At 70.0% G+C, this 13,364-nt stretch carries 9 protein-coding genes; 6 read left to right on the plus strand and 3 right to left on the minus strand.

All coding sequences use genetic code 11. The features are described from left to right. Positions 1–80 precede the first annotated feature (80 nt). Complete coding sequence (locus tag ACQPWZ_RS25850) at positions 81–692, plus strand: TetR/AcrR family transcriptional regulator (protein ID WP_433572494.1); 612 nt, start codon at positions 81–83, stop codon at positions 690–692. 337 nt (positions 693–1,029) lie between these two features. Continuing rightward, on the plus strand, positions 1,030–2,643 hold the full coding sequence (cimA, locus tag ACQPWZ_RS25855) for a citramalate synthase (protein ID WP_433572495.1): 1,614 nt from the start codon (positions 1,030–1,032) through the stop codon (positions 2,641–2,643). Positions 2,644–2,670: 27 nt separating this feature from the next. Here cimA and ACQPWZ_RS25860 read toward each other — a convergent pair whose 3' ends face one another. Then, positions 2,671–4,545 carry a ricin-type beta-trefoil lectin domain protein gene (locus ACQPWZ_RS25860; protein ID WP_340475601.1) on the minus strand — a complete coding sequence of 625 codons (1,875 nt, stop codon included), beginning with the start codon at positions 4,543–4,545 and terminating at the stop codon, positions 2,671–2,673. A 245-nt stretch (positions 4,546–4,790) separates the two neighbouring features. On the opposite strand from ACQPWZ_RS25860, the gene ACQPWZ_RS25865 reads away from it, so the two are divergent. The 3 genes from ACQPWZ_RS25865 (at position 4,791) to ACQPWZ_RS25875 (ending at position 10,323) form a co-directional block, all read left to right on the plus strand. Further along, the gene (locus ACQPWZ_RS25865; protein ID WP_433572496.1) at positions 4,791–5,768 is read left to right on the plus strand and encodes a LacI family DNA-binding transcriptional regulator; all 978 of its coding nucleotides are present in this window, start codon (positions 4,791–4,793) and stop codon (positions 5,766–5,768) included. Between the two features lie 92 nt (positions 5,769–5,860). Continuing rightward, positions 5,861–8,935, plus strand: coding sequence for a glycoside hydrolase family 3 N-terminal domain-containing protein (locus ACQPWZ_RS25870; RefSeq protein WP_433572497.1), 3,075 nt, complete (start codon positions 5,861–5,863; stop codon positions 8,933–8,935). Positions 8,936–8,988: 53 nt separating this feature from the next. Continuing rightward, positions 8,989–10,323: a hypothetical protein gene (locus ACQPWZ_RS25875; protein WP_433572498.1), complete on the plus strand. Its 1,335-nt coding sequence runs from the start codon at positions 8,989–8,991 to the stop codon at positions 10,321–10,323. Between the two features lie 142 nt (positions 10,324–10,465). On the opposite strand, the gene ACQPWZ_RS25880 is transcribed toward ACQPWZ_RS25875, so the two are convergent. After that, positions 10,466–11,080, minus strand: a complete 615-nt coding sequence (locus tag ACQPWZ_RS25880) for a YceI family protein (RefSeq protein ID WP_356698843.1) — start codon at positions 11,078–11,080, stop codon at positions 10,466–10,468. Positions 11,081–11,314: 234 nt separating this feature from the next. Between ACQPWZ_RS25880 and ACQPWZ_RS25885 the strand changes: the two genes are divergently transcribed. Continuing rightward, positions 11,315–11,827: a hypothetical protein gene (locus ACQPWZ_RS25885; RefSeq protein WP_340475606.1), complete on the plus strand. Its 513-nt coding sequence runs from the start codon at positions 11,315–11,317 to the stop codon at positions 11,825–11,827. Positions 11,828–11,940: 113 nt separating this feature from the next. On the opposite strand, the gene ACQPWZ_RS25890 is transcribed toward ACQPWZ_RS25885, so the two are convergent. After that, positions 11,941–13,167 (minus strand): glycoside hydrolase family 64 protein, encoded by a 1,227-nt coding sequence (locus ACQPWZ_RS25890; RefSeq protein ID WP_433572499.1) that lies wholly within the window; start codon positions 13,165–13,167, stop codon positions 11,941–11,943. Positions 13,168–13,364: the final 197 nt, after the last annotated feature.

A 13,364-nucleotide genomic window follows, 5' to 3' on the forward strand; every position in this document is an offset into this window, starting at 1 on the left:
CCGACGATCAGGTAGAACATACGCGTGAATGAGTCGCACACCGCTGCAGGCGCCCTCGGGTCCGCATCCGGGGCCGCCGTATGACCCCCGCCGCCCGGCGGCGGAACATCGCGCCGCCCCGTGAGTCCGTCCTCGCCGCCGCCATGGCCACCATCGCCGAGCGCGGTCTCGACGGGCTGACCATGGCGGGGCTCGGCCGGGAGGTCGGCATGAGCAGCGGCCATCTCCTCTACTACTTCCGCACCAAGGACGAACTCCTGCTGCGGACCCTGGAGTGGAGCGAGGGCCGGCTGGGGGCCGAGCGCAGCGCGCTGCTGTCCCGGCAGGCGCCCACCGCCGAGCGGCTCGACGCGTATGTCGATCTCTATGTGCCCAACGGGCCGCGTGATCCGCACTGGACGCTGTGGCTGGAGGTCTGGAACCGCTCGCAGAACGCCGACGACGAGGCCCGCGCCCGCCAGGCCGCCATCGAGGGGGCCTGGCACCGGGATCTCGTCGCGCTGCTGGCGGAGGGGATCTCCCGCGGCGAGTTCCTGCCCGTCGACCCCGACCGCTTCGCCGCCCGCCTCCGTGCGCTCCTCGACGGCTTCAGCGTCCACGTAGCCGTCGGCATCCCCGGCACCGGACGCGAACACGTCCTGACCCATGTCAGGGAGTTCCTCCGCGACGCGCTGCTGCGGGAAAGCGCCTGATCATCGGCGGTGCGGGCCGGGTGCGGGCCCCGGGACTGGACGGACCGCCCGCATACTGAGACCACCGTCCACGGAACGGCGGCGATGTGGCAGACTGCCAGCGTGCTTTCGTTCGCCATGATTATCGGCAGCAGGCGCGCCGGTCCGCAGTGATCGCCTCATACCACCATGTATGACGCGGCCACCGTGCCCCAGACCCGCGCGCAGACCTCTCGCACCCGCGAGGGGTTTTTTCGTTTTACGGCCTCACCCGGCCGGGAGCGAGCCGCACGCGAAGACGGGGGCAAGTGGAGCCAGTATTTCCGGAGCCACTCATCCGACAGGAGTCAGGACAGCCATGACCACACAGGCCACGGACACGGATACCGACGACGCCTTCCATGTCTTCGACACGACCCTGCGCGACGGCGCGCAGCGTGAGGGCATCAACCTCACCGTCGCGGACAAGCTGACGATCGCCCGGCACCTGGACGAGTTCGGCGTGGGCTTCATCGAGGGCGGCTGGCCGGGTGCCAACCCCCGTGACACCGAGTTCTTCGCCCGCGCGCAGCAGGAGATCACCTTCCGGCACGCGCAGCTGGTGGCGTTCGGTGCCACGCGCCGTCCGGGAGCGAAGGCGGCGGACGATCCGCAGGTGCGGGCGCTGCTGGAGTCGGGCGCGCCGGTGGTGTGCCTGGTCGCGAAGGCGCACGACCGGCATGTGGAACTGGCCCTGCGCACCACCCTGGAGGAGAACCTGGAGATGGTCCGCGACACCGTCTCCTTCCTGCGCGAGCAGGGCCGGCGGGTGTTCGTGGACTGTGAGCACTTCTTCGACGGTTATCGCGCGAACCCCGCTTATGCGAAGTCCGTCGTGCGGACCGCGTCAAAGGCGGGCGCCGATGTGGTGGTCCTGTGCGACACCAACGGCGGCATGCTGCCCGCCCAGATCCAGGCCGTCGTCTCCACCGTCATCGCCGACACCGGCGCCCGGCTCGGTATCCACGCCCAGGACGACACCGGCTGCGCCGTGGCGAACACGCTCGCCGCCGTCGATGCCGGCGCGACCCACGTCCAGTGCACCGCCAACGGCTACGGCGAGCGGGTCGGCAACGCCAACCTGTTCCCCGTCGTCGCCGCGCTGGAGCTCAAGTACGGCAAGAGCGTGCTGCCGGAGGGTGCGCTGGCGGAGATGACGCGGATCTCGCACGCGATCGCGGAGGTCGTCAACCTCACGCCCTCCACGCATCAGCCGTACGTGGGAGTGTCCGCGTTCGCGCACAAGGCCGGTCTGCACGCCTCCGCGATCAAGGTCGATCCGGACCTGTACCAGCACATCGCCCCGGAGCAGGTCGGCAACACCATGCGGATGCTCGTCTCCGACATGGCGGGCCGTGCCTCCATCGAGCTGAAGGGCAAGGAGCTCGGTGTCGAGCTCGGCGGTGACCGCGCGCTGATCGGCCGAGTGGTGGAGCGGGTCAAGGAACGCGAACTGGCCGGCTACACCTACGAGGCCGCCGACGCCTCGTTCGAACTGCTGCTGCGCGCCGAGGCCGAGGGCCGCCCGCGCCGCTACTTCCGTACCGAGTCCTGGCGGGCCATCGTCGAGGACCGCCCCGACGGCACCCACGCCAACGAGGCCACCGTGAAACTGTGGGCCAAGGGCGAGCGGATCGTCGCCACCGCCGAGGGCAACGGCCCCGTCAACGCCCTGGACCGCGCGATGAGAGTCGGCCTGGAGCGGTTCTATCCCCAGCTCGCCAAGATGGAGCTGGTCGACTACAAGGTCCGCATCCTCGAAGGCCGCCACGGCACCGAGTCCATCACCCGCGTACTGATCACCACGGGTGACGGAGGCGGCGAATGGTCCACCGTCGGCGTCGCCGAGAATGTCATCGCCGCCTCCTGGCAGGCCCTGGAGGACGCCTACACCTACGGCCTGCTGCGCGCCGGCGTCGAACCGGCCGAATAGACCCACGGGCGGGGGCGCCCCGGAGCATCAGGGCTGGAGCCGCCACTTCTGGTTGGCGGCTCCGGTGCACGACCAGATCTGCGCCCGGGCCCCGTTCGCCGACGAGTTGTCCGAGACGTCCAGGCACTTGTCGGCCGCCGCGTTGACCAGATCACCGGTGGACGCCTCGTACCGCCACTGCTGCGCCGCCGACCCGTTGCAGCCGTACAGCTGGATCTTCGCGCCGTTCGCCGTCGACGCGCCCGTCACATCCAGGCACTTGCCCAATGCCTGGACCGACCCGTCCGCCCTGACCGTCCAGCGCTGGGCGGTGGAGCCGTTGCAGTCCCACAGCTGGACGGCCGTGCCGTCGGCGGTCGAGCCGCCCGCCACGTCCAGGCACTTCCCGGCCAGACCCACCAGCGCGCCCGACGCGTCCGAGCCGCCGCCCTGCGTGCCCGACCAGGTGAAGGTCGCCGACGTCTTGCCCGGCAGCGAGTAACGGACGTTCTGGCCGCCCCAGTTGATCCGCATCTCACGCGCCGACGACGAGTCGTTGTAGGCGATCAGGGCCTTGGAGCCATCGGGATTGCGCCACGCCACGTTCGGCACGTCACCGCTCGCCGTCGAGGCGATCCGGTGGGCGCCCGGCTTCACGAACTTCGTCAGATGTCCCATCGTGTAGTACTCGATGGTGTAGTCGACCTGCCCGTGCCGGCCGTCGCCGTTGTGCACGGTGATCAGACCGTCGCAGGTCCCGCAGCCGCCGTTGTGGGGTCCGCGGTTCTGGTCGACCGCCAGGGACCACTTGGTCACCGACTTCGCCCAGTTACGGGTGTAGTCGATGATGTTCATCATGTCCTCGCGCTGCTGGTTGCCGATCCAGGTGCCGCCCGAGTGCTCGGTCTGGAAAGCGTCCAGCTGCGGATACTGGTTGTGCACGTCCGTCTGCTTGGAGACGTTTCCGCCGTAGCCGTGCCAGGCCACGCCACCGAAGTTGGGGTGGCTGCGCACCGCCGCGTCGTTCACCGTCTGCGCGGCGTACGCGTCGTAGGTGTCCCAGTTCCAGTCGTGGGCCAGCACCTTGGTCGGCAGGCCCGCACCCTGGAGCCTCGGCAGCAGTTCGCTCTTGGTGAAGAAGGCGAGCCCGGAGCCGTTCCAGCTCATGGACGGGTAACCGGCGCAGCAGGTCGGCTCGTTCTGTGCGGTGACGTAGTCGACCGGGACGCCCTGGTCGCGCCAGGCCTGGAGGTACTTCACGAAGTAGTTGGCGTACGTGCCGTAGTTCTCGGCCTTCAGCCAGCCGCCGTTGAGCTGGCCGTTGTCCTTCATCCACGCGGGCGCCGTCCAGGGTGACGCCACCAGCGTGAGGCCCGGATTGAGCTGCCGCGCCTGCTTGGTGAGCGGCAGCACGTCGGCGAGGTCGTGGGCGAGGGAGAACCGTGACAGCGAGGGGTCGGTCTGCCCGGCCGGCAGGTCGTTGTACGTGTAGCCGAAGCGGGCCAGATCGGAACCGCCCATCGGGTTGCGGACGAAGGAGAGCCCGATCCCGTCGGTGGGGGAGAACAGCTTGCGCATCGTCGCGTCGCGCGTGGCCTGGGAGAGTGCGCCGCTGCCCTTCATCAGCCATGCGGCCGTGTCGGTGAAGGAGGCGCCGCCGCCGCTGAAGGTCTGGAAGCGGGTGTTCTCGTCGACGGTGATGTTGGTGCCGCTGCCGCCGTTGCCCGCCTGGAAGTTGACGGGGGTCTGCTGCTGGAGTCCGCGGGTGACGGTGCGGCCGCCGGCGTCGCTGGTCGTGGTGAGCCAGACGTTCACCTGCTCGCCGGCGGCCTGCGCCGTACCGGCGGTCAGACCGGTCAGACCGGCGGCCGCGAGGGTGGCCGCGAGCAGGATTCTGATCGTTCGCTTCGGTCGTCTTGCCATGGGCTGGAGCCCTTCTCGGCAGAGGTGTGGGGGTCGAGGCGTGAGTGAACTGCCGATGCGAACGTCCGTCAAGAGATTGCGCATTCACACTCTGAACGAACAACCGCCCATGCACGGACTGAAGTTGGGGTTTCAGCGATTCCGGTGTGAAGTCTTGACGGCGTGACGGGCGGCTAGTTGACTCGCCGCGCACCACCGGTACCGGTTCCGGTACCGGTACCGGACCTCGTCGCGGAGGCCTCCCCATGCCCGTCACCATCGCTGATGTCGCACGTCAGGCGGGTGTCAGCAAGACGACCGTGTCGCGGGTGCTCAACACCAGGGGCGAGGTCGACGCCGGTACCGCCGCCCGCGTTCGTGAAGTGATCGCGGCCCTCGGCTATGTGCCCAGCAGCGGAGCCGTCGGACTCGCCCGCGGCAGCAGCCGTACGGTCGCCATGCTGACGCCCCCGCTCACCTGGCCGTGGATGGGCGAGGTCCTCCAGGGGGTCGTCGACACCGTCGAGGCCGCCGGCTACGGACTGCTGCTCTTCACCTGCAACCGCGGACGGGAGTCCGTGGAGCACTTCGCCGGCCAGGTCTCCGCCCGCGCCTTCGACGGACTCCTCGTCGTCGAGCCCGAGGGCACCCTCGACACGATCACCGCGATGCACCGCAAGGGCCTTCCCGTCGTCCTCATCGACGACCGCGGCCACCACCCGGAGTTCCCGTCCGTGGCGACCACCAACCGGGAGGGCGGGGCGTCGGCCGCCCGCCATCTGCTCGCCGACGGCCGTTCCCGGCCGCTGATCGTCACCGGCCGCCCCGACTTCGGCTGTGTACGTGAGCGGCTGGAGGGCTTTCTGGACGTGCTGCCGACCGACCGCGTCGTCGGCGGCGACTTCACCGAGGTCTCCGGGCGGCTGGCGACGGAACGCTTCCTCGCGACCGGCAGGGCCTTCGACTCCGTCTTCGCGCACAACGACCTCAGCGCGGTCGGCGTGCTGCGGGCCCTGCGCGCCGCGGGAAGAAGCGTCCCCGACGACATCGCGGTCGTCGGCTTCGACGACATCCCCATGGCCCAGCACACCGAACCACCGCTGACCACCGTCCGCCAGCCGATGCGCCGGATGGGGGAGCGGGCGGCCGGGATGCTGCTCGCCCACCTCGCCGGCACTCCCGCTCCGGTCGAACCCGTCGTGCTGCCCACCGAACTGATCGCGCGCGCCTCGGCACCCGCCTGACCCGCGCCCGCTCCCTGACGTTCCCTTCGCACCACCCCTCCCGCCCGTCGACCTTCCTGCCGTGCCACCCCGTCCGCACCGAAGGAGCCGCAATGCCCCCCACCCGTACCCGCTTCAGAACCAGAGCCGGCACGGCCGCGCTCGCCGCGACCGCCGTCCTGACCACCCTGCTCACCGGCGCCGGAGTCAGCGCGGCGGCCGACGATCCGGCGCCGTTCGCCGTCGACCGCTTCGAGGGCGAGGTCCCGTTCGCCAACCCGCCCGCCGAGGGCATCTTCACGTGGGGGAGCGACGCCGACGACCAGCCCCGGCTGGAGCTGAAGGAGCGCGCGGACGCCCCCGAGGGCGCCAAGGTCCTCGAAGGCTCCTACGACATCAGCGGCTGGGGCGGCCTCACCCACGACTTCGCCTTCGACAAGCCCGCGCAGAACTGGACCCCGTACAAGGGCATCCGCTTCTGGTGGTACGGGCAGAACACCGCACCGCTGCCGCCCGGTTCGGGCAAGAGGATCAACTTCGAGCTCAAGGACGGCGGCGCCAACGGCGAGGCCTCCGAGCTGTGGACCACCTCCTTCACCGACGACTGGGAGGGCTGGCATCTCGTCGAGATCCCCTTCGCGGACTTCGTCTACCGCGCCGACTACCAGCCCGTCGGCGGCATCGACCAGATCCTCGGACTGAACGAGATGTGGGGCTACGCGCTCACCCTGCCCACCGGCGCCCCCGGCAGGTTCGCCCTGGACGGTGTCGAGCTGTACGGAAAGGCCGACCCCGCGTTGAAGGCGAGCGTCATCACCGACGCGGCCGTCCACCCGGTCGACGAGGGCGGCACCGCCAAGGTGAAGATCTCCGTGGCCACCACCGGCTCGGGCCCCACCGAGGAGCCCGTCACCGTCGCGTACACCACCGAGGGCGGGTCCGCCCAGCCCGGCAAGGACTACACCCCGGTCTCCGGCACGGTCACCTTCCCGGCCGGCTCCGTCTCGGGCACCTCCACATCGGTCGCCGTCACCACCCGCAAGGACCGCTCGGCCGAGTCGGCCGAGACGATTGGGCTGAAGCTCACCGTCACCGGCGCGAAGGCGCCCGCCGAGACCCCGCAGATCGTCGTGGACGCCCACGGTCTGCCGTATCTCGACAAGAAGCTCCCGGTGAAGAAGCGCGTCGCCGACCTGCTCTCGCGGATGACGCTCGCGGAGAAGGCCGGGCAGATGACCCAGGCCGAGCGCAACGCCCTGAAGTCTCAGGGCGACATCGCCGCCTACGACCTCGGTTCGCTGCTCTCCGGCGGTGGTTCGGTGCCCACCCCGAACGCCCCCGAGGCCTGGGCGAAGATGGTCGACACCTACCAACTGCGCGCGCAGGCAACGCGGTTCCAGATCCCGTTGATCTACGGCGTGGACGCCGTGCACGGTCACAACAACGTCATCGGGTCGACGATCATGCCGCACAACATCGGCATCGGGGCCACCCGTGACCCGGCCGTCGCCGCGAAGACCGGCGCCGTGACCGCGAAGGAGGTCCGCGCCACCGGTATCCCGTGGGACTTCGCCCCCTGCCTCTGCGTGACCCGCGACGAGCGCTGGGGCCGCTCCTACGAGGCCTTCGGCGAGGACCCCGCCCTGGTCACCGCCATGGAGACGGTGATCACGGGTATGCAGGGCGCACCGTCCGGCAAGGATCTCGCCCGCAACGACAAGGTGCTGACCAGCGCCAAGCACTACGTCGGCGACGGCGGTACGGAGTACGGCTCGTCCTCCACCGGCTCGTACACGATCGACCAGGGCATCACCAAGGTCACCCGGCAGGAGCTGGAGGCCGTCCATCTCGCGCCGTTCGCCGAGGCCGTCGAGCGCGGTGCCGGCACGGTCATGCCGTCCTACTCGTCGCTGGACGTCCTGGGCGACGACCAGGGCCCGGTGAAGATGCACGCCAACGCCGAGATGATCAACGGCGTGCTCAAGGACCGGATGGGCTTCAAGGGCTTCGTCATCAGTGACTGGCAGGCCATCGACCAGATCCCCGGCGACTACGCGAGCGATGTGCGCACCTCGGTCAACGCCGGACTCGACATGATCATGGTGCCGACGGCCTACCCGGACTTCCACCGGACCCTCCGGGACGAGGTGACGGCGGGCCGGATCCCCGAGGCGCGGATCGACGACGCCGTCTCGCGGATCCTGACCCAGAAGTTCGCCCTGGGCCTGTTCGAGAAGCCGTACGCCGACACCACCCACCTCGGCAGCATCGGCTCGGCCGCCCACCGCGCGGTCGCCCGTGAGGCCGTCGCCAAGTCCCAGGTCCTGCTGAAGAACGACGGTGCGGTCCTGCCGCTCAAGCCGTCGCAGAAGGTGTACGTCGCCGGGTCCAACGCCGACGACATCGGCAACCAGGCCGGCGGCTGGACCATCAGCTGGCAGGGTTCGTCCGGGAAGATCACCCCCGGCACGACCATCCTCGAGGGCATGAAGAAGGCCGCTCCCGAGACGGTGACCTGGTCCAAGGACGCGTCCGCTCCGCTGGAGGGCCACGACGTCGGTGTGGTGGTCGTCGGCGAGACCCCCTACGCCGAGGGTGTCGGAGATGTCGGCAACGGTCACGACCTGGAGCTGAGCGCGGCCGACCGGGCCGCCGTCGACAAGGTCTGCGCCGCCATGAAGTGCGCCGTCCTGATCGTCTCCGGCCGCCCGCAGCTGATCGGGGACCGCCTCGGTGACATCGACGCACTGGTCGCGTCCTGGCTGCCGGGCACCGAGGGCGACGGTGTCGCCGACGTCCTCTACGGCCGGAAGGCGTTCACCGGCCGGCTGCCCGTCACCTGGCCCAAGTCGGCCGGACAGCTGCCGATCAACGTCGGGGACACCTCCTACGACCCGCAGTACCCCTACGGCTGGGGGCTCACCACCCTGAAGAAGCCGCCGGCCGGCGGGGAACTCACCCTCAGGGCCATGGCGCTGGCGGCGAAGCTCCTGGAGGTGACCGGCCGGGGCGACTCCCCGGAGGCGCGTGAGCTGGTCTCCCAGGCCCGGCTGCTCGTCCAGCAGAAGATCGGCCAGCGGATCACGGCCGCGTCGGCGAAGCCGTTCGCGGACGCGGACCATCTGCTGCTGTCGGGCAAGCCGGCCGCGGCCGTGGCCAAGCTGACGGCCGCGTACAAGGTGGCCTGAATCAGACCTCCGGTGCATGTCCGAAAATCAACCCTTTCGGGTAGCGTCAAGGTATGAGGACCAGGCTGTTCACCGCACTGTCCGGTCTGCTGCTCGCGCTCTCGGCGGCCGCCCTCGGGGTGGCGCCGGGAGCGCACGCGGCCACCGGGCCCGACACCGTGGCCGCGGCACTGGAGAACAGCCCGGTCTATGTGGACCCGCGCGCCTCCGATCAGCTCTCGAAGGCGGACGCGGACGCGCTGGCGCAGAAGATCAAGAACGCGGACAAGCCGCTGTTCGTGGCCGTCCTGCCCGCGTCCGCCGAGTTCCCGCCCGAATCCGTCCTGCGGAACGTCCGCACCGAGACGGGTGTCACCGGCCTCTACGCCATCCGCCTCGGCGACGGGTTCAACGCGGCCGCCGACAGCCGCGTCCTGTCGGGCCAGGCCGTCCAGAACCTGGTCACCGCGGTCAAGACGCCTCCCGGCGCCGACGCCGCCACCCAGCTCAACAACTTCGTCGACCAGGCGCTCCCGCAGATCCGGGGCAGCGCGCCCGCCTCCTGGGGCACCACCGGCGGTGACGAGGGCGTGAACGGCGGAGCCGTGATCGCCTTCGGCGCGGTGCTCGCCGCGGGCGGCGCCGGCGCCTACGCGCTCGTGGCCCGCAACCGCCGCCGCAAGGCCCAGGAGGAGCGGGAGGCCCTCGACAAGCTCCGGGTGGTGGTCGACGAGGACATCACCGCCTTCGGCGAAGAGCTCGACCGACTGGACTTCCACCCCTCGGAGAAGGGCGCGACCGACGCGATGCGCGCCGACTACGAGAGGGCACTCGACTCGTACGACAGGGCGAAGTCGCTGATGGGCGCCGCCCGCCACCCCTCCGACGTGCGAGGAGTCACCGAAGCGCTGGAGGACGGGCGCTTCAGCCTGGCCGCGCTGGACGCCCGGCGCACGGACCGGCCGGTGCCGAAGCGCAGGGCCCCCTGCTTCTTCGACCCGCGCCACGGCCCCTCGGTCACCGACATGACCTGGACCCCGGACGGTGGCCAGGCCCGTGAGATCCCGGTGTGCGCGATGGACGCCTCCCGGCTGAAGGGCGGCCTGGACCCGATGGCCCGCACGGTCGAGACGGGGGACGGCCGGCGGCCGTACTGGGAGGCAGGACCGGCGTACGGCCCCTGGGCCGGCGGCTACTTCGGCGGCGGCATCCTCCCCGGCCTGCTGGCCGGCACGCTGCTCGGCAGCGTGCTCGCGACCCCTGCGTACGCGGCGGACTACGGCGGCGCCGACTACAGCGGCGGCGACTACTCGGGTGCCGACTTCAGCTCGTCGGACTTCGGCGGCGGCGGGGACTTCGGGGGCGGCGGAGGTTTCGGCGGCGGCGGGGACTTCGGGGGCGGGTTCTGAACGGCGGGCGGCACCCGGCGGTGGCAGCGTCCTGAGGCGTGGGCCCGGGCACGGCAGCGACAGCGCGCGGACAGCAGAGCGCCCGCCCGGCCGTGGGGACGGCAGGACGGGCGCGCTCTGGGTGCGGGGGTGATGCCCCGGATCAGGCCGCGGCCTTGATCGCGGAGATGTCGAAGGTCAGCTTCACCTTGTCGCTGACCATCACGCCGCCCGTCTCCAGCGCGGCGTTCCAGGTCAGACCCCAGTCGGAGCGCAGGATCTCGGCGCTGCCCTCGAAGCCGACGCGCTCGGCGCCGTAGACATCGGTGGCGGAGCCGTTGAACTCCAGGTCGATGGCGAGGGGACGCGTGACGTCCTTGATCGTCAGGTCACCGGTGAGCCGGTAGGTGTCGCCGCCGAGGTTCTCCGCCTGCGTCGAGCGGAACGTCATCAGGGGGAACTTCTCGGCCTCGAAGAAGTCACCGCTGCGCAGGTGGCCGTCGCGGTCGGCGATCCCGGTGTCGATGCTGGTGATCGTCACGTCGATCTCGGCGGTGGAGTGGTGCGGGTCCGTGCCGTTCAGCTCGAGGCTGCCGGAGAACTCGCCGAACGAGCCGCGGACGTTGGTGACCATCGCGTGGCGGACCGTGAAGCCGATGCTGCTGTGGGCCGGGTCGATGGTGTAGCTGCCGGACAGCGCGGCCAGGGCGGGGTCGACCTGGGGGGCCGTTGCGGTGGCGGTGGCTGCGGCTTCGGGCTTGCGATTGAAGATACCCATGATGTCGGACTCCTCGGGGACGGGGCGGTCGGTAGTTAAACCTTCAACGAGATGGACCATAGACCTATTCCGTTTAAAGTTCAACATCTTCTCGAGGGGTTCACCCGAACGACGTGCGCACCCCCTGGCGACGCGCGTAGAACTCGGGCAGCATCTCTGTGCTCCACCTGCACCGCCCGTACCACCGGACTAGGCACGGTCCCCAACGGTCATCAGCAGGAGGGATCTCCCCCCATGAAAATCCGCTCGACGCTCACCGCGCTCGCGCTCGTCTCCGGCGCGCTCCTCGCTCCCGGCTTCGGCGTCCTCAGCAGCGCGACCGAGGCCCACGCGGCCACCAAGATCAGTCACGCCACGGCCACGTCGATGTTCCGCTCGTCCGGGATCACCTGGTCCTCGTCCGGCGGCTGCTCGAACCGCAACAACCCCACCTGTACGTCGTTCGACCAGCTGAACCTCATGTCCGCGCAGGGAGCCCAGACCCTGAAGAGCGCGAGTGGATGTGCCCTCAACATCACCGGCGGCACCGAGACCGGGCACGCGAGCGGCACGTACTCCCACTGGAACGGCTACAAGCTCGACTTCAGCAAGGGCACGTGCGTGGGGAACTACATCAAGAACACCTTCAGCTACATCGGCGCACGGCCGGGCGACGGCGCCCCGCAGTGGAGGTCCGGGTCCGGGAACGTCTACGCGGACGAGGGCAACCACTGGGACGTGACCTACTACAACTGCGGCGGCTGCTGACCCTGCGTGCGAGTGCCCGGCCCCTCCGCTGCCTGCGGGGGCCGGGCACTCGGCGCAGTCACGTGCCGGCGGTCAGGACCCGGCGGTCAGGACCCGGCGGTCAGGTCCGGCGGTCAGGATCCGACGGTCAGCGTGAAGCGCCGCGGGTTGCCGTCGTGTGCCGCACCCGAGACGTCGGGCTGTCCGTCCGGACGGACGTCGTCGTACGGGAACGCGTACCCGATCGGGGTGTTGGCGTGCACGACACGTGAGAAGTGGTTCGTGCCGGGGTCGAGGTAGTAGTCGGCCGCGGTCGCTCCGTTCGGCTGGTCGGGGTGGGACAGCAGCGTCGTCCGGTTGAAGCCGGCGGCGAGACGGGCGAGCAGGCCCTTCTTGTCGTCCGGGTCACCGGGGTTGTTGGCGAACGGCCCGTGGTTGCAGGTGAAGACGTCCTTCGAGGACGGCTTCGAGAAGGTGTGACCGCCGTTGAAAGTGAGCGTGTCCCCGTTCACCCGGCCGGTGAACACTCCCCGTCCGCCCTGGAGATCGATCCGCAGATCGGTCGAGCGGTACTTCTCCCAGACCTGGTCGATGTAGGAGGCGAAGGCGTCGCGGAACGGCATCTCGGCGGGCCGGTCGAAGTAGGGGGCCATCAGGTTCTGCGGCGCGATCACGCGCAGCACTTCACCGTCAGCGCCGCGGATGACGAGCTTGTCCCACGGCTGTCCGTCCTTGGCCGCCTGGGCGGCGAGGCCGTCGGCGATCTTCTGCACCGCGCCGTCCGGCAGCGGCGCCACGGTGTGGGTGGCGTCCCCGGTGAGCGTGAGGCCGATGGGGAGGGCCGTCACCAGGTCGACGTAGCTGATGTTCGCGTACAACTGCTGCGGGTTGAACGTGAACTCGGCGAAGGACCAGATGCGGTCGTAGTTGGCGTCGGACGGCGTCGCGAAAGCGGGCTCGACCAGGGAAGGCCCCGGGTTCACGAAGAAGTCCAGCTTGTCGTCGCGGACGAAGTAGACGCGGGCACCGAACATCTGAGGAAGCGTCAGCACCACCGGGCCGGAGCCCGCCGCGGGCAGCGGGATGGCGCAGTCGACCGGCAGCGGGGTCTCGGGCGCCGGTGGGTTCTCGGGGTAGTGGACGCCGCCGCCCGGGCGCAGCAGCACCCATCGGTCGGTGCCCTGCTCGTGTCCGGTGACGTAGGCGTGGACCGTGCCGGGCAGGGACTTGTTCTCCAGGGCGAGCTCGCAGGTGGGGGCTGCGGCCTTGGCGCGAGGGCTGAGAGCGCTTCCCCAGGCGGGATAGGTGGCCGCGGTGACTGCGGCGGCCGCTCCGCTGAGGAAGATACGTCGGGATATCACGGACAGAACTCCTGTGGCTCGTGGGGGAGTTCTCACTGTTGCGACGCCCGGTACACGCGTCAAGAGGTGTGACTGAGAGCGCTCTCGGAAGCTTTTCACTGCCCATAAGGCGGAGTTAAGGCGGGTGGTGCGACGCCCGTATGCGTGCCGCAAGCGCTTGCTGGGACCTCGTGTCATGACCATTGAAGGCATCCGGC

This window comes from Streptomyces sp. CA-251247 (genome assembly GCF_050952975.1).
Lineage (GTDB): Bacteria > Actinomycetota > Actinomycetes > Streptomycetales > Streptomycetaceae > Streptomyces > Streptomyces achmelvichensis.

Coding starts and splice junctions, on each gene's coding strand:
- ACQPWZ_RS25850 (WP_433572494.1), top strand. CDS start 81: ATGACCCCCGCCGCCCGGCGGCGGAACATCGCGCCGCCCCGTGAGTCC.
- cimA (WP_433572495.1), top strand. CDS start 1,030: ATGACCACACAGGCCACGGACACGGATACCGACGACGCCTTCCATGTC.
- ACQPWZ_RS25860 (WP_340475601.1), bottom strand. CDS start 4,545: ATGGCAAGACGACCGAAGCGAACGATCAGAATCCTGCTCGCGGCCACC.
- ACQPWZ_RS25865 (WP_433572496.1), top strand. CDS start 4,791: ATGCCCGTCACCATCGCTGATGTCGCACGTCAGGCGGGTGTCAGCAAG.
- ACQPWZ_RS25870 (WP_433572497.1), top strand. CDS start 5,861: ATGCCCCCCACCCGTACCCGCTTCAGAACCAGAGCCGGCACGGCCGCG.
- ACQPWZ_RS25875 (WP_433572498.1), top strand. CDS start 8,989: ATGAGGACCAGGCTGTTCACCGCACTGTCCGGTCTGCTGCTCGCGCTC.
- ACQPWZ_RS25880 (WP_356698843.1), bottom strand. CDS start 11,080: ATGGGTATCTTCAATCGCAAGCCCGAAGCCGCAGCCACCGCCACCGCA.
- ACQPWZ_RS25885 (WP_340475606.1), top strand. CDS start 11,315: ATGAAAATCCGCTCGACGCTCACCGCGCTCGCGCTCGTCTCCGGCGCG.